Source organism: Myxococcales bacterium, assembly GCA_012517325.1.
Classification (GTDB): Bacteria; Lernaellota; Lernaellaia; order Lernaellales; family Lernaellaceae; genus JAAYVF01.
Map to the genome: position 1 here is coordinate 39,463 of JAAYVF010000132.1, position 19,473 is coordinate 58,935.

The 19,473-nt window shown below is 60.9% G+C and carries 17 protein-coding genes; 6 read left to right on the forward strand and 11 right to left on the reverse strand.

Translation table 11 applies throughout. From position 1 onward, the window contains the following. Positions 1–228 precede the first annotated feature (228 nt). A complete protein-coding gene (locus GX444_21325; GenBank protein ID NLH51124.1) occupies positions 229–705 on the forward strand; it encodes a MarR family transcriptional regulator in 477 nt (158 codons plus the stop codon). Between the two features lie 454 nt (positions 706–1,159). On the opposite strand, the gene GX444_21330 is transcribed toward GX444_21325, so the two are convergent. Genes GX444_21330 through GX444_21345 form a run of 4 tightly spaced genes read right to left on the reverse strand, consistent with a single transcriptional unit; the run spans position 1,160 to position 7,608 of the window. Then, positions 1,160–2,632 carry a hypothetical protein gene (locus tag GX444_21330; protein NLH51125.1) on the reverse strand — a complete coding sequence of 491 codons (1,473 nt, stop codon included), beginning with the start codon at positions 2,630–2,632 and terminating at the stop codon, positions 1,160–1,162. Further along, a complete protein-coding gene (locus tag GX444_21335; protein NLH51126.1) occupies positions 2,629–4,125 on the reverse strand; it encodes a hypothetical protein in 1,497 nt (498 codons plus the stop codon). Before GX444_21335 ends, GX444_21330 begins: the two co-directional genes overlap by 4 nt. A gap of 30 nt (positions 4,126–4,155) precedes the next feature. Next, positions 4,156–4,902: a tetratricopeptide repeat protein gene (locus GX444_21340; GenBank protein NLH51127.1), complete on the reverse strand. Its 747-nt coding sequence runs from the start codon at positions 4,900–4,902 to the stop codon at positions 4,156–4,158. A gap of 21 nt (positions 4,903–4,923) precedes the next feature. Continuing rightward, positions 4,924–7,608, reverse strand: a complete 2,685-nt coding sequence (locus GX444_21345) for a HEAT repeat domain-containing protein (protein NLH51128.1) — start codon at positions 7,606–7,608, stop codon at positions 4,924–4,926. A gap of 318 nt (positions 7,609–7,926) precedes the next feature. Here GX444_21345 and pgsB point away from each other — a divergent pair, with 318 nt between their 5' ends. From pgsB to GX444_21370, 5 genes are all read left to right on the forward strand, one after another. Further along, positions 7,927–9,126: a poly-gamma-glutamate synthase PgsB gene (gene pgsB, locus GX444_21350; protein ID NLH51129.1), complete on the forward strand. Its 1,200-nt coding sequence runs from the start codon at positions 7,927–7,929 to the stop codon at positions 9,124–9,126. Continuing rightward, entirely contained in the window at positions 9,123–9,569 is a 447-nt protein-coding gene (pgsC, locus tag GX444_21355) for a poly-gamma-glutamate biosynthesis protein PgsC (protein ID NLH51130.1), read from the forward strand. Before pgsB ends, pgsC begins: the two co-directional genes overlap by 4 nt. Then, the gene (pgsW, locus tag GX444_21360; protein NLH51131.1) at positions 9,566–10,711 is read left to right on the forward strand and encodes a poly-gamma-glutamate system protein; all 1,146 of its coding nucleotides are present in this window, start codon (positions 9,566–9,568) and stop codon (positions 10,709–10,711) included. The genes pgsC and pgsW overlap by 4 nt, the downstream gene beginning before the upstream one ends. A 92-nt stretch (positions 10,712–10,803) precedes the next feature. Then, a complete protein-coding gene (locus GX444_21365) occupies positions 10,804–11,703 on the forward strand; it encodes a hypothetical protein (GenBank protein ID NLH51132.1) in 900 nt (299 codons plus the stop codon). 5 nt (positions 11,704–11,708) lie between these two features. Next, on the forward strand, positions 11,709–12,578 hold the full coding sequence (locus tag GX444_21370) for a radical SAM protein (GenBank protein ID NLH51133.1): 870 nt from the start codon (positions 11,709–11,711) through the stop codon (positions 12,576–12,578). A gap of 25 nt (positions 12,579–12,603) precedes the next feature. Here the strand turns inward: GX444_21370 and GX444_21375 are convergent, their stop codons facing one another. The 7 genes from GX444_21375 to gmd all read right to left on the reverse strand — a co-directional run bounded on the left by GX444_21375 (position 12,604) and on the right by gmd (position 19,452). After that, on the reverse strand, positions 12,604–12,930 hold the full coding sequence (locus tag GX444_21375) for a hypothetical protein (GenBank protein NLH51134.1): 327 nt from the start codon (positions 12,928–12,930) through the stop codon (positions 12,604–12,606). Positions 12,931–13,380: 450 nt separating this feature from the next. Next, the gene (locus GX444_21380; protein NLH51135.1) at positions 13,381–13,965 is read right to left on the reverse strand and encodes a hypothetical protein; all 585 of its coding nucleotides are present in this window, start codon (positions 13,963–13,965) and stop codon (positions 13,381–13,383) included. 1 nt (position 13,966) lies between these two features. Next, complete coding sequence (gene pseC, locus GX444_21385) at positions 13,967–15,157, reverse strand: UDP-4-amino-4,6-dideoxy-N-acetyl-beta-L-altrosamine transaminase (GenBank protein NLH51136.1); 1,191 nt, start codon at positions 15,155–15,157, stop codon at positions 13,967–13,969. A gap of 76 nt (positions 15,158–15,233) precedes the next feature. Further along, positions 15,234–15,971 (reverse strand): pentapeptide repeat-containing protein, encoded by a 738-nt coding sequence (locus GX444_21390; GenBank protein NLH51137.1) that lies wholly within the window; start codon positions 15,969–15,971, stop codon positions 15,234–15,236. Next, the gene (locus tag GX444_21395; GenBank protein NLH51138.1) at positions 15,943–17,472 is read right to left on the reverse strand and encodes a DUF342 domain-containing protein; all 1,530 of its coding nucleotides are present in this window, start codon (positions 17,470–17,472) and stop codon (positions 15,943–15,945) included. The genes GX444_21390 and GX444_21395 overlap by 29 nt, the downstream gene beginning before the upstream one ends. A gap of 55 nt (positions 17,473–17,527) precedes the next feature. Then, positions 17,528–18,475: an NAD-dependent epimerase/dehydratase family protein gene (locus GX444_21400; protein ID NLH51139.1), complete on the reverse strand. Its 948-nt coding sequence runs from the start codon at positions 18,473–18,475 to the stop codon at positions 17,528–17,530. Then, on the reverse strand, positions 18,472–19,452 hold the full coding sequence (gmd, locus tag GX444_21405) for a GDP-mannose 4,6-dehydratase (GenBank protein ID NLH51140.1): 981 nt from the start codon (positions 19,450–19,452) through the stop codon (positions 18,472–18,474). Before gmd ends, GX444_21400 begins: the two co-directional genes overlap by 4 nt. Between the last annotated feature and the right edge of the window lie 21 nt (positions 19,453–19,473).

A 19,473-nucleotide genomic window follows, 5' to 3' on the forward strand; every position in this document is an offset into this window, starting at 1 on the left:
AATTAGATCTAAGAGAATTCATGTTTTTTGCCACATTATCAACATGTTAGATCGCTTTTAGCTAGACTTACCCACGATCAATCCTCCAATTAAAAGGCATTTCAATAGAATGCCAAACTGAATAATACAGGCTTTCTTTTTTTTCTTGACAACTCATTCCGAATTATGCATACTCGGATTGTACAGAGTTGGTGAATTCGAAACTAGCTTGTTTGTGAGGGAAGAGAAGTGATTCCGGTAAGTGGCAAAAAAGACGCATTCCAGAACTACCTTCGTTTCGTCAAGGTACGCCACTATCTGGACATTATCTACTACGCGCAAAAAAAGCTGACGAAAGAAATCAAAAAGATCACCGGCATCAGTTTACGCGAAGTCAAGTTCCTGATGCAAATCAAACTCAACCCCGGTTGCAGTTTGGTCAGCGTGCAAAAAAACCAATTCTTGCCGAGTTCCACCGCGGCCTGGCTGGCGGACAACCTGGTTCAAAAAGGTCTGTTGGCCCGCCGGCAAAATCCGAGCAATCGCCGCGAAGTGATCTTGGAACTCTCGCCCGAAGGCGAAAAATTGCTCGACCGAATCGACGTCCACTTCGTTACCCCCGAAGTGGAAAAACGGCTGGCGACGGCCAACGAACGACTGGTCGTCGTCATCGAGGATTCGCTGAAATCGCTGTGCTCCATGTACGGCGTCGAAATTAAAGATTAGCTCTTTCAAATCGAAATAGCAGACCGGATAAACGAAAGTGGCCGAGGACGCTCATGCGACTGTGATTGGTGGTCCTCCTCTACTGATGTGACGGTTGGTTTTCGCGCCGGCCTAAAAGGCCCGCGCAATTTCCCGTGAAACATTCCGATACTCGGCCATTTTCAAAATATACGGCGGTCTCAGAGACATTCCATCGTAGATTCGACATCGATGAGACCGCCAACCATTAAATGGCGGAAGGGTGTGGTTGGCCGAGCCCTATTCAGTCCGACCCTCCCATATACATCCTGCACTACAAAAGGTTGCACCTGGTCGACCTAATCCTTCCGCCGGTCTTTTTCAAACAATCAAGCGAAAAGCTGTTTGATACTCCCCCTCTGATCATCACCGTCGACTTTTGATTTTGGAGTCACGGTGATTTTTTTTGCCCGAAATTCGCGGAATTTACGAGAGATCAGCGAGCCAGCACCGGACGCGGATCCACGATGACAATGCCGCCGGCGGATAGCACCAGAAGACGTCCGTCGCCGTTGGGCGCGATGGAGCGAATCCGCCGGCCGACGAACAGGCGCCCGATTTCCCGCAACGACTCGCCGTCCAAGGCGATCAGGTCGCCGCGGAAATACGAACCGAGCCACAGGACTCGCGCGCTGTCATCCCAATAAAGGTTGCGAATCCCGCGATCGACCGGCACTTCGCCGAGCGGCGCCAGCGTGTCGGTCCGAAACACCTGGATCTTTTTTCCGGCCATGTTGCCGACGAACAAGCGCGCGGTCGCCGGATCGATGGCCAGCAGATGAAACAGTCCCAGCGGCGATAATTCGGCCTGGCCGCGGATCGAATCGCCGGAGTATCGGCGAAGTTTTCCGGTCAGGGTCGAAAGGAAAAATCCACCGGCCGGATCGGCCAGCAGATCGCTGATCGGCCCGTCGTGCCAATCGCGGATCGCCAGCAGCCGCTGCGGTTCGAAAAGGCGCACCTGAGTCCACTCGTCGGCGACATAGATGCCCTCGCCGCCCCGTCGCGCGACCAGCGCGCCGCGCGCCAGTTTCTGCTGCTCGCCCAGGTCCATTTCCGGGGAAGACAACCGAGCGATCCGGCCGTCGCGGGTCGGTAGATACGCGTCCTTGGTTTCCGGATCGACGGCGAAATTATCGGCGGCGGGCCCGACGGGCAGTTGAACCGTTTCAAAAGGACGCGCCAGAAATACGCCGCGATCGCCGCCCACCACCAGATCCCCGTAACCGTTGCGCTGGGCAAATCGCAGGTCGGTGCCGAAACGCCCGACGAAAGCGGCCGCTTTCCGGTTCCAGGCCAGAATCGTCTCCACGCCCGGCCGTTCGCCGATTCGCGACAGGCGGATATCCGTCCCGTGATAGAAGAAGTCGTTGGCTCCCATTGCGGATGCGGCCAGAAAGAACACGAGGAACAGCGGCTTGCCGATCACCGCCAGGCGATCGGCATAGATCGTCAACAGCAGCAGCGTCAGGCCGGCGGCGGTCGCCAGCGCCATGACTTCATCCGAGGAAAGCCGCGCCTCGGTTGCCACGAAAACGAGGGCCGATAAAACCGTGGCCGCGATCAAACCGGCGATCGGCGTCAGATCCCGGCACACCAGCCAGAAAATCGCCAGACAGGCCAAGCCGATCACCAACCACAACCCAATGCTGAAAAAGGCGACCAGCACCCAGCTCAGGAGAGCCGGCACACTCACCGCGATGAAATAGCCGGCGAGGACCGCACGCCGCACGGAACGGCCCGGCAAGTTCAGCCGCCAGGAACGCGCGACACCCACCGCCGCCGCCCCGATGGTCAGCGCGGCCCAGACCGGCCAGCCCGCCAACGGCGCGACGAACAAACACAACAGCCCATGAACCAGCAGCCCGGTCAGACCATCGAGCAGCAACCAGAGCGGATGCGTTTTCATGGCGATATTCTCGCGGCGATCCGCTCGAGGTTCAAGCGAAAGACCCCCGCGGCGCTGACGCCGAGGCAGTGGTCGCCGTCCATCGTCAAATCGCGGACCCGCCGCCCCACCGGCAAGCGCACGGGTTTACCCGGCGCATACGGCCGATAGACCCAAACCTCCCCGGTGAAATAGCTGCCGCCCAAAAGTAATTGCCGTGGCCGATCGTAGGCCAGGCAGCGCACGCCGTAAGGCGCCGTCAACTTCGCCACGAGCGTTAGATCCAGCGGGTCCAGCACCCGAATTACCGCCCCCAACCAATCCGACAAAAACAAGCGCTCATGGTCGGAATCGTAAACCATGGTTCCGCCGACGCTGGTCGGCAAAGCCAGACGGCCGCGCACGGCCAAGGTTCCCGGCTCGAGCATTTCGACGCCTCCGAAGAGGCTGGAGCGATACAACGAATGGGTTTCCGGCACGAACAACAGGTCGATATTGATTCCCGTCCGCCGCTCGACCAGCGGATCGAGGCCGGGCAATCGCAGCACCGTCAGCAAGTCCGTCCGCCCCATGGCAAAAGCGCGGCGCGTCGTCGGGTCGGCCTGCACCTTAAGAATCGGTTGGGGAAGCATCAACCGGCGCGGTTCGCCTTTGGCCGGTCGCCACACCACCTCCCCGTTTCGCAAACCGTAGAACAAAGCCTCCTCGGCGGTGCAGGACACCAATAAATTATCGCCCGCCGGCGCATGCTCCACTTCCAGCGGGGGCTTCGCCAGCCGTTCCAATCCGGGCTGATCGGCGCTGCCCAAGAGCAGTTCGCCGGCGCAATCGCGCACCGCGAAGCGCAGGTCGGCGCCGTTTCGCACCGGCGGCAAGGTCGCGGGATCGGCGGCGGAGTAAAGGAATTCGACGTCCGGATCGGCCTGCAGCGAGGTTTCCGGAAAGCGATAAAAAGCGGTGAGGACGAAAATCGTCGGCGCCAACAGAATCAACACGGTGAAATCGAACCGACGCGCCCGATGGACCTCGCCCGTGGCGAAGAGCCAGGCGATGCTGCCGAGAAAAACGGCCCCGAATAGCAAGCGCGCCGCGTCCGCGGCGAGCAGCGGTTCGCGCCAGACCGCCAGCGCCACCGCCGCCGCGAAGGAACCGTAGGCAACCCATTGCCGCTGATTTTTTTCGAACGCCCAGCAGCCGACTCCCGCGAGCGCGACGACTCCCGCCAGCAGCCAGCGATCAACCAGCAGCGCCAGCAACAGGACGCCGGCGGTGAATCCCAACACCCAGAGGCGGTAGAGCCCCGCGGCCAGGCGGGACAGGATTGGATGGTCGACGCGGATTTCCGTCCGCCGGAAAACCGCGACCAGGACGATCGGCGGGATGAGCAAAGCCAGCGGCGTCCAGATCGCCGCCAATCCCGAATAGGCCAGCGCCAGAGGGAAATGGTAGATCAGGTAAAGGCCGACCGCCGCCGGCGGCCAGCGAAATATTTTTCGCCGCGCGGATGAAGTCATGGGACCTACATTACTCAGGACGCCGTAAATTTATTTGGGAAGGCCGGCCAGCAGTTTCTTCGCCAAAGCCTGGTCGTCGGCCAATTCACGCTCGAAACCGGGCATGGGCTTGAGCGCGATCACCTTTTCGCAAAGTTGTTTCGCCTCGCCGTACTGCTTCTCGGCGATCAGCACCTCCGCCAGACTGACCAGGGTCAGGGAGTAATCGGGCGCGTAGGTCAGGCTCTTGCGCAGCAGCTTGATCGCTTCCTGGTTCGAGGCGACCGGACTCTTGTATAGGATCATGCCCATCGCCCGATCCGGACCGCCGAAAAAGTAGGTCGGATTCAGAACGGCCGCTTTTTTCAGATGGCTCTCGAGATCGTTCTTGCTGCGCATTTTGGTCATCACGCTTTTGTCTTCCAGGCTTTTCGCCAGACAAGCGGAGTACCAATAATGGCTGCCGGCATGGCCGGAATCGGCGTCAAAACCTTTTTTCGCCGCATCCATCCCCTGTTGATAAATCGCTTCCTTTTGCGCGGCCGGCGCAAAGCGGCCCAGGAAATAATAGCCGCGCGCCATGGCGGCGAACGCCTCGGCGAGCTTGGGATCCGCCGCGCCCGCCTGACGGTAATAGTCGATCGCCTGTCGCGCGTGGCTGTCGCCGGACGAACGCAGCAGCCATTCGGCATCGCCCTTTTGCATCCATTCGCCGGCGGTTTGCGCCCACGCCATCGCCGCCAGGCCCAGAACGAGCGCCAGAACCGCCGCGCCGAAACCGCCTTTTACCTTTGCCATCGCCGTCCGTTTCCCCGTCGTTCAAGTCGTTTTTTGGCTTTTCAGGCGGAATTCTATGCGGCTGAGCGATTCGCCGGCCGTCTTGATCCAGTCCTTTTTCTTCTTGCGCATCTGCATCGGCACCAGCAGCGCCCCGAGAACGAAGTTGCCGCCGACCCGGATGAACCGGCGCAGGGCGGCGCGCGATTTTTCGCGCCCGATGGCGCCCGCGGCTTTCAAGGCGGCGACGCGCAGATCGTCGTCCTCGGTGAAAATCTTGCCGATCGTTCCGGTCATGCGGTAATGAGCCGCGCCGCTCAGCAGGTTTTCGGCTTCCTCGCCGCCGATCCGGCCCAGGGCGTTGACCACCGGAATCCGCAGGCGCGGCTCGGCGTAAAACAGGTCGACCAGCGCCGGCAGATCGTCCGGCCCGCCCATCTGGCCGAGAATATTGATCGACGCCTCGGCGACCACCGGATCGCTGTCGTGCAACCGCATCTTGGCCAGCAGCACGCCCTCGTTCTGATCCAGCTTGGCAATGGCTTCGATGACCTCGGCGCGGATGCGCGGATCGTGGTCGTCGGAAATGCTGCGCAGCAATTCCAGATCGCGCTTGCTGCCCAGCCGCGACACCAGTTCGATGCAATTGCGCGCCACGTAGTACGAGTCCTCGGTCAACTCGCCCTCTTCCCGCCGCCGCTGGAACTGCATCGGATCGCCGAGGTGCTTCAGTTTCCAATTGCTGACCAGCAGGGTTTTTTCGCCGAGCGTCGTCAAAATCTGATAGGCGCGGTTGCGCAGGCTGCGTTGCGGGCTCTTGAAAAAGTCGAGCAGTTCGCTGATCACCTTTTCGGTGCCGAGCACCTCGAGAATTTTCATCGCGTTGTCGATCTGGGTCATGTTGTCGCCTTCCATCTCGCGGCCGAGAGCCTGGATGATCTCGGCGGTGGAGACGGCGACTTTCATCATTTCGCCCAGTTCGCATACGGCGCGGGTGTAATCGTCCTTCTTTTCGGCCGGCAGGTTGTCGAGGTAATTGACCATGTTGGACACGGAGCGGACGATTTTCAGCGCCGGCGCGTATTTGCCGTTGAGCACAAGATAGCGCGTCAGGTTGCCAAAGGTGTCGAACAGGCGGCTGAGCACCTCGGTGTCGCGCTCCTTGTTCCGGAGGCGATCGGTGAGGCGGTCGATGATCGCCACCAGGCTCGTTTCCTTGTTGCGGCTGATCGCCAGTTCGGCCATTTTTTCGATATTTTCGAGGGTGCTGATGCGCTGGTCCGGCCCGCCCTTGCCCAGGTCCTCGAGCAGTTGCTCGATCATCTTGCGCGCCGAGGACCAACTCATTTCCTCGCGCAGGCCCGTCTTGGAGAACACCGCCGCCTCGGCCAGGTCCGGATCGAGCGAAAGGATCATTTGCGCCAGGCTGCGGCGCGCGTTCTTGTCTTTCGCCATGGATCCCGACAGCATTTCCTTGATCATCGAACCCAACTCGGCCGGGCTGAGCTTGTCGATATCGCCCGATTGGATTTTATTGATGACCTCGGCGAAGACGACGTTGGAAATCAGTTTTTCGTCGGCGCCCAGGTTGTCGGTTTCTTCGTGGTCGGAGGAAATGATGCCGTAGCGGAACTGGTCGACCATGACGTGGCTGACGCCCTTGCTTTCGAGGATCGCCTTGACGCCGCCTTGTTTTTTGATCTGCGCGTCGGTCTGCGCGAAGATCATCAGGAAGGCGCGCACTTCCTCGAGCGAGATGCCCCGCTTCAGGGTCATGGCGTTGACGTTGCGCTGCTCCAGGGCGGTCAGAAAATCCTCGAGGAATTTTTCCTTTTTCTTGATCTTGATGTCTTCGATCAACAGGTCGCCGCCCAGGCGGGTCAGGGTCAGGCCTTCGCGGCCCTGCATCGCGTTTTCGATGGTCGCCAGCAGGCTTTCCAGCGCCGCCGAGACCGACGGGTGATCGGCGCTCTGGTACATCTGGGTCGTGCGCAAAAGCAGGTTCAACCGCTTGATGATGTTGGTGCCGAAGCGGACCAGGACCGCGTCCGACAGCCGGGCCTCGCCGGCGCCGCCGGAGCCCGAGGAAGCCAGGATCGAGCCGGTCTGGTACTGTTCGACCAGCGAATCGGTCAACAGCATTTCAAAAATGACGCCGTCCTTGCTTTGAAAATCGGCTTCCTTCAACTGCTCGATCAGCATGTTCCAATACGCTTTGCCGTAGACGTTCAGATCGACCTTGATTTTTTTCACGTTCAGCTCGGGGTCGCCGAGCAGCCGCTGGATCAAATCGGTGGCCGAAATCCGTAGGGCGGGCAACCCTTCCTCCTGCACCCGGTCGCGCACGAGGTAGAGCAATTGAAACAGCATCGCCGCCTTGGCCTTGAGCAACTTGACGATCTTGTCGTCCAGGCCGCCGATCTGCTCGGCGATATCGGCCAGTTCCTTGTATTTTTCCGAGCCCTTGAAGGTGAAGAGATATTGGCCGACCGTCTTGCGGCCCATCACCTTGTTGAGCACCGGCAAATCCATAAACAGCAACAGTGCCTTGGCGTAGCCGAGGTCATCGAGCGCCTTTTTGGATATTTCGTGCCAGATTTCCGCTACTTGTCGAACCGAAGTCTTGCTGAACGCGTTGTTGATAATCTCGGCCTGACGTTCCGGTTCCGCGGTTGAGGAGATGGAAGCGATCAATCGTTTGAGATCGAGATTTTCGTCAGCGATCATAGCAGCCTCCCGGATCGGTGTCCGTCGGTTGGTTGGCCCAATGGCGCGTGTTCTCGATGCTAAATAGTAAGGGCTGTTATTGTCAACTTATCGTCATCAAATACTTGGAAAATTTTTTCAGCCGTTTTATTTTTTCAGTATGGCATTTCGGCGGCGTAAATACCAGCGAGCGGGGAAATGAGCCGGGCGAAGGCGATCCCGATCATCCACGAAGGCCGCCGGTTGAGGCTTGTTTACAAAATCCGGTTCTGGTGCTAAATCCAACGTCCTGTTTGATCCCTTCCGCGGGATCAAGAAGAAAACGGGTATTTACCGGAAATGATGAGCCTTTTGATCCTCTGTCTGCTGACCGCCGGGTTTATCGGCTTTGGCGTGGTCGAGCGGGTTTTCCATCAGCGCAGCCTGGCCGCGGTCCCGACCCGCATCCACGTCAGCGGCACGCGCGGCAAATCGAGTGTCACCCGGCTCATCGCCTCGGGATTGCGCGAGGCCGGCATCGTCACCGCCGCCAAGACCACGGGGACGCTGGCCCGGATGATTCTGCCCGACGCGCGCGAAGTACCGATCTTCCGTCCCTCCGGGCCGAACATCATCGAGCAGACGCGCATCATCGCCGCGGCCGCCGATATGGGCTGCCAGGCCCTGGTCATCGAATGCATGGCGCTTCAGCCCGAGTTGCACTGGCTGAGCGAAAACAAACTGATCCACGCCACACACGGCGTGATCACCAACGCCCGCGCCGACCACCTGGACGTCATGGGGCCGACCGAGGTCGACGTCGCCAAGACCCTGGCCAGCATGACGCCGGTCGGCGGCGTCCTCTACACCGCCGAGCAGCGCCACCTGGATATCCTGCGGGAAGCGGCGGCCGACCGCAGTACGCGCCTGGTCGCCGTCGACACGGCGGACATCGCGGCGATCACCGACGAGGAAATCGGCAAATTTTCGTATACCGAGCACAAGGAAAACGTGGCGCTGGCCTGGAAGGTGCTGGCGGACCTGGGCGTCTCGCGCGAGGTCGCCTTCCGGGGAATGTGGAAAACCAATCCCGATCCCGGCGCGCTCAGCGTGTCGACGGTCGATTTTTTCAAGCGCCGCATCGTCTTCGTCAACGGTTTCGCCGCCAACGACCCGGAGTCGACCGAGCGCATCTGGCGGCTGGCGCGGCAACGCTACCCGGAGATCAAACGCGCCGTGGCCGTGTTCAATCTGCGGGCCGACCGCGTTTCACGCACCTCGCAGATGGCGCAGGACACGACGTTCTGGCACGAGGCCGACGCGGTCCTGTTGATGGGCACCGGCGCCTATCACTTCGCGCGGATGGCCGCCAAGACCGATTACGACACCGGCGAATTCATCTTCGCCGATCAATTGGAAGTGGACCAGATCTTCGAAAGCATCGTGGAAGCGTGCACCAGCCCGGTCACCCTGGTGATCGGCATGGGCAACATCGGCGGCCAGGGACTGCCGCTGGTCCGGTATTTTAAAAACCGCGCCTTGCCTGGAGAAATGTCATGACCGACATTCTGTCGCTATCGGTGGGCATCGGCCTGGTCGTGGGCATGCTGTTCACCGAATTGTTCGGGATCGCCTCGGGCGGCCTGATCGTGCCCGGCTACATCGGCCTGTACATGACCAAGCCCTGGGACGTCGCGGTCACGATCGGCGTGAGCTGCCTCACCTTCGCCATCGTCCGCACTCTCTCGTCGTTTCTGATCGTCTACGGGCGGCGGCGTTCGGCGTTGATGATCCTGATCGGCTACATCATCGGCTCGATCATCCGCAGCTTCGCCGATTTGCCGATCGAGCACCTTTCCGTCATCGGCTACGTCATTCCCGGCCTGATCGCGATCTGGATGGACCGCCAGGGCGTGCTGCAAACCATGGCCTCGCTGATCATCGTCTCCACCATCGTGCGACTGATTCTGGTCATTGCCGTCGGGACGGAGTTGCTGCCATGAAGAAGCTTTACTGGCGCCCGCAGCGCGCTTCGCTGCGCGTTTTGTGGCTGGTGGCCCTGCTCGCCATCGGCGGCTTGTTCATGGTCGAGAAATTCCGCATCCAGGAAGAACAGCCGTTTTTCCGCGAAAAGGTGCGCGCCTCGCAATTGGCCGCCGAGTGCTTCAAGGCGATCAAGGACGAACGCCTGAAGCGCGACATTCCGATCGACCCCGAATCCGACCCCACGATGTCCGGCCTGGTCGGCGAACTGCTGACGCCGGTCACCACCAACCCGGGCCACCTGCCCTCCAAGCAGACCGCGATCAACCCCAATTTCGCGGCGGTGGTCGTGCACTTGCTCAAGCGGATCGGCGTCGCGCCGGGCGACGTGGTCGCCCTGGGCATTTCGGGTTCCTTCCCGGCCGAGAACATCGCCGTGCTGGCGGCCATCCAATCCCTGGGGCTGCAGCCGATCCTGATCTCCAGCGTCGGTTCCTCGCAGTGGGGCGCCAACAACCCGAAATTTCTCTGGCCGGAAATGGAACAGCTTCTGTACGACCAGCACCTGATCAACTTCCGGTCGGTGGCGCTCTCCCGCGGCGGCCTGGAAGACAAGGCGCTGGGCATGACCAAGGAAGGCAAGGAAATCATCGACCGGGTCATCGACCGCAGCGGAATCGCGAAAATCGAGGCGAAGAGCTATGCCGAGAGCGTGGAGCGGCGCATGGAAATCTACCTGGCCAGCGCCGGCGACAAGGGCATCAAGGCGTACATCAACGTCGGCGGCGGCACGGCGTCGGTCGGCGCGCGCCTGGGCCGCAAGCTGTTCAAGCCCGGCCTGAACCGCACCATGCCGCAGGGCGCCTCCGAAATCGACTCGGTGATGGCGCGTTTCATCGCCAACGACGTGCCGGTCATTCACATCATGAACATCGACAAGCTCGCGCAACGCTACGGCTTGCCGCTGGAGCCCAAAACCATGCCGGCCGTCGGCCAGGGCAAAATATTCGTCCGCGAGGTGCACAACCGCTGGCTGGCGCTGGGCGCGACGGTCTTCCTGATTCTGGTCCTGATCGCGTTCGTCCGCTTCGACTGGGGCTACCGGATCTTCACCGCCGGCAGCCGGGAACGGACCTCGACCCGCCCGCAAAAAATGGTTTGATCCGGCGCCTGCCGGGGCGGCGCGTTGAACGAAAGTTCCCGTCCCGGTAGAATGGCGGACGGCGATAAACGAGCAACCCCCGGGAAGGACGCATGAGCCCCGCGCGATCCAAGACCAAGGCGCGACTGATGGAAGTCGTCACGCCCCACAAACCGGTCAACGTCCAGTTGACCGACCTGGATCTCGAGGACCAACTGCGCGGCGAAAAAGCTTCCTCGCTGTTTCTCGGGCAATTCGAACTGGAACGGATTCAAGGCGCCCTGGAGCGTTTCGGCATCACCGAACAACTGCACAAGCTGGGTTACGCCGAGATCGAGGCCGAGTTCCACGCCCGCAGCGCGTTCGAGCATTTTCTGCGCATTTTCAGCCGGGAACAGCACGACAAGGTGCTGCTCGGCGAAATCATCCTGAAAGAAGGCCACTACACGCCGCGCGCGCCGGCACTGCCGGATTTCACGCTGCCGCCACTGGACGTGCTGTCGATCGAGTGGATCCTGATGCAGCACGTGCGCGGCCAGTTCACGCCCAATCACCGCCGCCTGCCCGGCCAGAACCATCCGGGCCTCGGCCTGGGCCACAAGGTGGTGGATCTGCTCTTGTGGGTCACGCATCTGATGGAAAAGGAAGCGCTGATCAACATGCCCGAATATTTCCACAACGCGCTGTTCTACGACCGCTGGTTCAAGTTCTACGATCCGCGCGTTCAGGGCACGATGCAGGCCGTGATCCGCGACCTGGCGGCGGCCGGCTACGACCTGGCGGACATGTCGTACGCGGCTTATTTCAATTGCCTGCTCAACAGCAAAACCGGCGAGCGCTTTTGCTGGCAGCCGCAGGAACAACTGCTGGCCATGTCCGAACCGGCCCGGCACTATCTCGAACACCCCGATTACGCGCGGCTGGTGCGCGAAACGAGCGAAGCCCTCTCTTTCACCGTCGATGGCGCCTTGTTCATGGAAAAGATCGCCAAGGCCGATCATCTGGAGTGGTAGGATTCATGGAATACGAAGGCATGGTGATCCGCCCCCCGAGCGAGGCCCGCTCGCTGATTTTGCAGGCGACCTTCGGGTGTAGCCACAACCGCTGCACCTTCTGCCCGACCTACAAAGGCACCCGCTTCCGCATCAAGGACGAAGACCGCCTCTTCGCCGAGATCGACGAGATGGCCGCCCTGCGGCCCTGGCGCCGCGTGTTTCTGGCCGACGGCGACGCGCTGATCATCCCCCAGGCGCGGCTGGTCCGCATCCTGGAAAAACTGCGCGGGACGATCCGCGGCCTGGAACGCGTCGGCATCTACGGCAATGCGAAATCCGTCGAAAAGAAAAGCGTCGAGGAACTGCGCGAACTGCGCCGGCTCGGCCTGGGCATCGTTTACTTCGGCCTGGAATCGGGCGACGACGACACCCTCGCCTTCATCGGCAAAGGGAAAACCGCCGCCGAGATGATCGCCGCCGGCCGGCGGGTGAAGGAATCCGGGATCGAACTGTCGATCACGGTGCTGCTGGGCATCGCGGGCGGGCGTTCGCGGGAACATGCGATTCATACCGGCCAGGTGCTCACGGCGATCGACCCCGATTACGTCGGCGCCTTGACGGTGATGGTCGTCCCCAACACGCCGCTGTGGGATTTGCAGGAAAGCGGCGCCTGGACGCTGCCCGACGAATTCACCTCGCTGGAGGAACTGGCCCTGATGCTGGCCCACACCGAAATGACGCGCGGCCTGTTCATGAGCAACCACGCCAGCAACTATCTGCCGATGCGCATCGCCATGCCGCACGAAAAAGAAGCCGCCCTCGCCGAACTGCGCGACGTGCTCGCCCGCCGCGACCGCTCGGTGCTCAAACCCGAGTGGTGGCGAGCGCTGTAGCGGGTCGGGGCAAGGCCCTCAATGCTCAATCCGCGTACATTTCCCGCCAACCGAGCGGCCGGTCGAAGGGCTCCTGCTTCGATTCGCAGCCGATGAAGGTCGCGTAATCGATTTTGCTGAATACCGGCGTGCAGTGAATGTCCGGCGGAATAAACGAACGGATGCAGGTCCGCAGATCCGTGATTTCCTCGCAAGGCGTGTCGGTGATTTCATGAATCAAGGCGTCTTGAATCGTCTCGGCGGTCCAGGATGCGTCGGTTCCGCCCGCTCCCTGTAATGCCCAACCGGTCACCGTCCAGGCATCGTTCGGATCGGGATCGCAAAGATAGCCGTTTGTTTTCTCCGAGAGCATCCCATATTTCGGTCCCAGCCATAAATAATCGAAATGGTCTCCACCATATTCGTTCATATAATTGATGCAGAAATGGAAATTTACGCTTTCTAAATTTACCCCGGACTCGCATTGGATCGAATACCGCAAATCATCGGTGACCTTCCGAAACCTCAACCTCGTTGCCACGCAATATCGCCCTTCACAACTGGAATCGGCGTTTTTGCATTCGGCCGCCCACTCCTCGATTTGATTCAGTGAACCGGTGGCCTGTTCCGGGCTGTGCTGCCAACAGGTGGGCTCGCAAGGCGGCGACGAATCGTCGTCATCCGTGGCGTTATCATCGTTTTTATCTTGAGCACAGGCAAGAAATGAAATGAAAAGAAGAATCGTTAGTACCGTTAGAAAATACATTCGCATGATCAGCCTCATAATTCCTTACCGCAGGCTGCTGTCTTTGCTTAGAATATCTTAATTTACTTTGTTTACAATCCGCAATGGTTCGACGGCGGCAAGACCGCATTGGCGGCCCCAGGCGGCGGCGGATTCGCGCACGGCGGCTTCGGTCCAAAGATGAGCCGTCGCTCGCGGAAGTTGCCTGAGCGCCATGATTTTTTGTTCAATCGTCGCGGCGATGTCGGAAAACATGTTGGGAACGAACAAGGAACCGGCGGTATCCGCAAGGCCGGTCATCGCCGGATCGATATCCATGGCGATTCTACTGACCGCCTTGCCGCCGCGCCCGGCCAAAAAACATCCATCGACCGCCTCGCCAACGATTCGATGATCCGCATCCGGGTCGCCGTGCCAATGCGAAAAGACCACATCGGGATCGAACGAAGCGACTGCCGCCGCGATGTTCGCCAGGTCCGACTGAAGAATTTCCGCGATTCCCAGCGCGCGGCGGATACCCGCTAAAATGTCGGGGGCGCAGTTTTCACAACCGACAATCAGCCAGCGGGTTTGAATGCCGTCCCGCGACAGGCGGGCAAAGGTTCCCCCGGCGCACAGCACCGCGTCCGTCAGATGAGCCGCGATCAGCAGGGCTTTTTTCATTTCACCGCCGGAAGGCGGCGACGACCTTGTGGACGGCGGTCACCACGTCGTCGCGGTCGGCGGCGGTCAGGCCGACGAACAAGGGGAGGCTGATTTCGCGGGCGAAGAAGGTTTCGGCGCCGGGAGTCAGCGCCGGATCGTAGCCGAGGCCGCGATAAAACGGATGGCGCGGCACCGGAATGTAGTGCACCTGAACGCCGATCCCCTCGGCGCGCAGCGCCGCGAAGAGCGTCCGCTTGTCGCAGGTCAGCGCGTCCATATCGAAGAGCAGCGGATAGAGGTGATAGGCGCAGGTGCGTTTTTCGTCGACCGGCAGGAAAGCCACGCCGGGCAGCGCGGCGAACTCGCGGTCGTACGCGGCGGCGTGCTCGCGCCGGACGCGTAGGAACTCGTCGAGCTTGCCGAGCTGCGACAGGCCGAGCGCGGCCTGAAAATCCGTCAGCCGGTAGTTGAAGCCGAGAAAGCGCATTTCGTAATGCCAGCCGCCCTCGCGCTCCACCGCCGCCGGGTCCTTCGCGATGCCGTGCGTGCGGAAACAACGCAGCCGTTCGGCGTATTCGGGGTTGTCGGTCAGCACCATCCCACCCTCGCCGGTCGTCAGGTGCTTCACCGGATGGAAGCTGAAACAGGCCAGGTGTCCCCAGCGGCCAGCCGGTTTGCCGCGAAACAGCGCGCCGGGCGCATGGCAGGCGTCCTCGATCACGATCAGCCGCCGGCTTTCGGCCAGGGCCATGATCTCGTCCAGGTCGGCCGGCAACCCGGCGTAATGGACCGGCAGCACGGCGCGGGTCCGGGTGCCGAGCGCTTTTTTCAGGGAGGCGACCGAAATCAGGCCCGTGCGCGGATCGACATCGGCGAACGCCGGCCGGGCGCCGACGTAGAGCGCGGCGTTGGCGGTCGCGGCGAAGGTGATGGCGGGAACGACGGCTTCGTCGCCGGGTCCGAGGCCGGCGGCAAAGCAGGCGGCGTGCAAGGCGGCGGTGCCGTTGGCGAAGGCGACGGCGTGGGCCGCGCCGAAGCGGGCGGCGAAGGCATCCTCGAAGCGCGCGATCGCCGGCCCCTGGGTCAGCCAATCGCCGGCGAGCACTTCGTGCACGGCGGCGCGGTCGGCCTCGTCGATCGCCTGCCGGCCGTAGGGAAGAAGTTCACGCCGCACCGGCCGGCCGCCATGGATCGCCAAAGGTTCGTTCACCGGATTCCTCGCGGTAGAGGTTAGTCGAGACGGACTTCGCGGCGAGGCGGCGCGACGGAAAATCGGCGCCCGGCGGTTACTCTTCCTTTTGGAAGGTCGCCGTTTCCTCTTCGCTTTCCTGATAAACCAGCGAGTCCTGATAGGCGTTTTGCAATTTCAGTTGTTTCGGATCGATGCCCGCCAGCACGGTGCCGATGAGCAGCGATTTTTCGAACACCGCTCCGCTCAGATTGGCGTTCGCCAGGTTCGTGGCGAGCAGCCGGGTGCGCGTCAGGTCGGCGAAACTCAGGTCGATGCCTTCCATTTCGGCGCAATCCAGATCGGCGTTGGTGAAGTTGGCGTTTTTCAGCTGGCAATTGCGAAACGCGCAAAGCGACAGGCTGGTCTGGGTAAAATCGGCGCCGTTGAAATTCGCGCCCTGGAAGAGCGAATTCTGCAGATCGCATTCTTTGAACAGCGCCCGCTCGCAATTGACGCGATTGAGGTGGCACAACCGCCACTTCGCGCTTTGCACCTTGACCTCGATCATTTCGCAATCGCGGAAGATGATGCCCTGCGCCGCGGTCTTGGTGAACGAGGCACCGCTCAGGCCGCAGCCCAGGAAAAAAGCGCGGTCGAGGTTGCCGTGGCTGAAATCGACGTCGTTGAAGATGCATTTCTCGAATTGGGTGAGGTTCATCGTCGAGCCGCGTAGGTCGGCGCCGGTAAAATCCACTTCGACCAGATACAACCCGCTCAGGTCGACCTTGGTCAGCTTTTTGTCGCTGGCCAGGCGGGACTGCACGTCATCTTTTGTCAGTTTGAGCAAGGACATGTTCGTGGTCCATGAACGGCAAGACGTCGATGTTGCCGTCGTTGTTGGTCAGCGTGGCGTAGGTGATCGCCTTTTTCACGTTCATCGAAGCCAGTTGGATATTGACCTCCACGTTGGGGAAAAGCTGGTTGACGATGTGCAAATGGCTCTTTTTGTTGATGTAGACGCTTTCGTAAAGCGCCGTCAGCTCGATGGCCTCGTTCATCGCGGTCAGGCGCATTTTCGTCATCGTCAGCAGCAGGCGCTGGTACAATTCCTCGCGGTCCTGGTCCAGCTTGCCGCCCAGCCGTCCTTTTTCGCGCTGGATGAAAAACAGGCTTTTGCGCAACTGGTCGAGCGTGTTGAAGCGCTTTTCCACCACCCCTTCCAACTCGGCGATCCGGTCCAGGTCTTCTTTGGAGACGCCGACCATGATCTTGGTCGGAATTTCCATCTCGCCGCCGATGTTGTTGCAGTGGATTTCCTCGGTCGCGGAGGCGTTGCCGCCCAAGATGCGGCCGCGGTTGGGATTCTCGTTGACGACGTGGATCGATTTTCCGGCGCGCAGCGTGCTGTTGCGCGAATACTCCTCGATGAAGATGTTCTTCGCGGCGCGCAGGTCGGCGTCCTGCGTGAATTTGGCGTAGATGTTGCCTTCCTTGGATTCGACCTTCGCGTGGCCCTTGCCGAAGACGCCGCCGACGATGGCGATCTCGCCCAGTGCCTTGACCTGCGAGGCGCCGACGCTGCCCATGATGCGCACGTCGGCGGTGCTGTCGATGACGAACCCGTCCTCGACGATGCCTTTTACCACCACCGTGCCCTTGAAGCGGATGTTGCCGGTTTCGGAATTGATGTTTTCCAGTTCGATGATGTTTTCGACGCTGATCTGGTCGTTGCGGTAGATCACCTGGCCGGCGATTTCGCTGTACCACTTGAGGCCGGCCTCGTCCATGCGCACGCCCTTGCCGGCCCGGATGCGCAGATCCTTGCCCTTCACCTGACGGATCACCTTGCCGGTGATCGTGCGGCCCGGCGTACCGTCGGTGGGCGGAATTTTTTCCAGCAGCATTTCGTCGGGTTCGGTGTTGATGATCTTGCTCAGTTCCTTGAAATCGACCCGGTTGAAATTGTCGATGCTGGTATCCTGGCGATGGATAAATTTATCGAAATGGTAAACGAGCTGGGCGTCGATGCCGTTCTGGGGTTCGTCGCCGACGGCGACGGTCACCGGCTTCATGTACTGTTTTTCGAGGACGATTTTTTGCAGCGCTTCCTCGTCGATGCCGTGGACGATTTTCTTGTCGGCGATCGACTTTTTCAGCATTTCGACGGTGATGTGATTGCCGGTGCCGGTGGGCGGAATGACCTGAACGGTCGCCCGCATGTCGTTGTTCAGACGTTCGACGATCGCTTCGGCCGGATGGCTGTCGAGGCCGCCGAGCTTGTCTTTTTTTTCGCCCGCCGAAGAAGCCGCGGCTTCCGGCGCCGGCGATTGCTCTTTTTCCGGCTCGTCGCTCAATCGTTCCTCCCACGACGTTTAGTTTTATCGGCACACCGGTATATTAACCAAGTATTTACGCTTTATCAGTTTCGGCGTCGAATGTCCAGTAAAGCCGTAAATCGTCAAGTGTTTTCCGCCAGGAGATTTCCGGCCGCCAGCCGGTCGCCTGCCGCAGGTACTCCGCCGAGCCGCGGAGCGCCGGAATGTCGAGCTGCCGCAGCCGATGCGGGTCGACGCGAACTTCAATATCCTTGCCGCTCAGCCGGATCAGCTCGGCGAGCAGATCGCCGATTTCGCGGGCCTCGCCGCGGCAGATGTTGAACACCGCGCCCGCCGGCAGCGTTTGCAACGCCAGGCGGTAGGCGCGCACCACGTCGCGGACGTCGAGGATGTCGCGCCGGGCTTGCAGGTTGCCGACGTGAATCACCGGCTCCTGCTTGCCCGCGGCGATCGCGGCGATTTGTTGGGCGAAACTGGACAACGCGAACACCGGCCGCTGCCGGGGGCCGACGTGCGTAAACGGCCGAGCGACGAGGATATCCAACCCGAAACGCCCCCTGGCGAAACGGGCGTACTCTTCCGCCAGCCATTTGGTCGTGGCGTAAACGTTGACGGGGCGGACGGAGGAATTTTCCGTGAGCGGCAGCCGCTCGGGTTCCGGAGCGCCGTAAACCTCGGCGGTGCTGATCAGCAGCAAGCGGGCTTGCGGCCGATGCGCCTTGAGCGCGTGCAGCAGGTTCGCCGTGCCGCCGACGTTCACGGCGATGGCGCGGGTCGGGTCGTCCTCGGCATCGGGGACGAAGGTGACGGCGGCCAGGTGGATCACCGCGTCGACGACCGTTTCGGCCAGCACGGCGGCGACCGCGCGGGCGTCGGTGACGTCCAGGGCCAGGGATTTTTCAAGCGCCGGGTGGTTCGGCGGTTGGAAGTCGGCGCCGCAGACCCGGTCGCCTTGCGCCGCGAGATGATCGATCAAGTGTCCGCCGACAAAGCCGCCGGCGCCGGTAATCAGGATTTTCACAGCAAACCGAGCTCCATCCGGCGTTTGCCTTCCACGAGGTCCGCGTCGACCATCATTTCCACCAGTTCGCGGAAATTCACGCGCGGTTCCCAACCCAGTCGTTCCTTGGCCTTGCTGTAATCGCCGACTAGGAAATCGACTTCGGCCGGGCGGTAGTATTGCGGGTCGGTTTCGACGTAATCCTGCCAATCCAACCCGACGCGCTGAAACGCGATTTCGGCCAGTTCCCGCACCGAATGGGTTTCGCCGGTGGCGATGACGTAATCATCCGGCTCGCCCTGCTGCAACATCAGCCACATGGCGCGGATGTAATCGCCCGCGAAGCCCCAGTCCCGCTTGGCGTCCAGATTGCCCAGCTTCAGCTTTTCCTGCTTGCCCAGCTTGATCAGCGCCGCCGCCGTGGTCACTTTGCGGGTGACGAATTCCTGGCCGCGTCGCGGCGATTCGTGATTGAATAAAATGCCCGAGCAGGCAAACAGATCGTAGCTTTCGCGGTAGTTGACCGTGATGAAGTGGCCGTATGCCTTGGCCACGCCGTATGGGCTGCGCGGGTAGAACGGCGTCGTCTCTTTTTGCGGGATCTCCCGCACCTTGCCGAACATTTCGGAGGAACTGGCTTGATAGAACTTGATTTTCGGGTTGACCAGACGGATGGCCTCGAGCATGCGGGTCACGCCGACGCCGGTGAATTCGGCGGTCAGCACCGGCTGATTCCAACTGGTCGGCACGAAGCTCATCGCCGCCAGGTTGTAGATTTCGTCCGGCTCCTCCTCCTCGACCAGGCGGATCAGGCTGAGTTGATCGAGCAGATCGCCCTGGGTAATCTGGAGGCGGTCGCGGATCGGTTCGAGCCGTTCGAATTTTTCCGTGCTGGACCGGCGGACCATGCCGACCACGTGATAGCCTTTTTCCAAAAGAAATTCGGCCAGATAAGACCCGTCCTGGCCGGTAATTCCGGTGATGAGTGCGCGTTTCATCCGCTCGCTTCTCCTTGTGAC

What these genes read in the sequence shown, in the direction of transcription:
- pgsB (NLH51129.1), top strand. Translation starts at nt 7,927, where the DNA reads ATGATGAGCCTTTTGATCCTCTGTCTGCTGACCGCCGGGTTTATCGGC.
- GX444_21370 (NLH51133.1), top strand. Translation starts at nt 11,709, where the DNA reads ATGGAATACGAAGGCATGGTGATCCGCCCCCCGAGCGAGGCCCGCTCG.
- gmd (NLH51140.1), bottom strand. Translation starts at nt 19,452, where the DNA reads ATGAAACGCGCACTCATCACCGGAATTACCGGCCAGGACGGGTCTTAT.
- GX444_21375 (NLH51134.1), bottom strand. Translation starts at nt 12,930, where the DNA reads ATGCTCTCGGAGAAAACAAACGGCTATCTTTGCGATCCCGATCCGAAC.
- GX444_21330 (NLH51125.1), bottom strand. Translation starts at nt 2,632, where the DNA reads ATGAAAACGCATCCGCTCTGGTTGCTGCTCGATGGTCTGACCGGGCTG.
- GX444_21335 (NLH51126.1), bottom strand. Translation starts at nt 4,125, where the DNA reads ATGACTTCATCCGCGCGGCGAAAAATATTTCGCTGGCCGCCGGCGGCG.
- GX444_21345 (NLH51128.1), bottom strand. Translation starts at nt 7,608, where the DNA reads ATGATCGCTGACGAAAATCTCGATCTCAAACGATTGATCGCTTCCATC.
- GX444_21390 (NLH51137.1), bottom strand. Translation starts at nt 15,971, where the DNA reads ATGTCCTTGCTCAAACTGACAAAAGATGACGTGCAGTCCCGCCTGGCC.
- GX444_21380 (NLH51135.1), bottom strand. Translation starts at nt 13,965, where the DNA reads ATGAAAAAAGCCCTGCTGATCGCGGCTCATCTGACGGACGCGGTGCTG.
- pgsW (NLH51131.1), top strand. Translation starts at nt 9,566, where the DNA reads ATGAAGAAGCTTTACTGGCGCCCGCAGCGCGCTTCGCTGCGCGTTTTG.
- GX444_21365 (NLH51132.1), top strand. Translation starts at nt 10,804, where the DNA reads ATGAGCCCCGCGCGATCCAAGACCAAGGCGCGACTGATGGAAGTCGTC.
- GX444_21340 (NLH51127.1), bottom strand. Translation starts at nt 4,902, where the DNA reads ATGGCAAAGGTAAAAGGCGGTTTCGGCGCGGCGGTTCTGGCGCTCGTT.
- pgsC (NLH51130.1), top strand. Translation starts at nt 9,123, where the DNA reads ATGACCGACATTCTGTCGCTATCGGTGGGCATCGGCCTGGTCGTGGGC.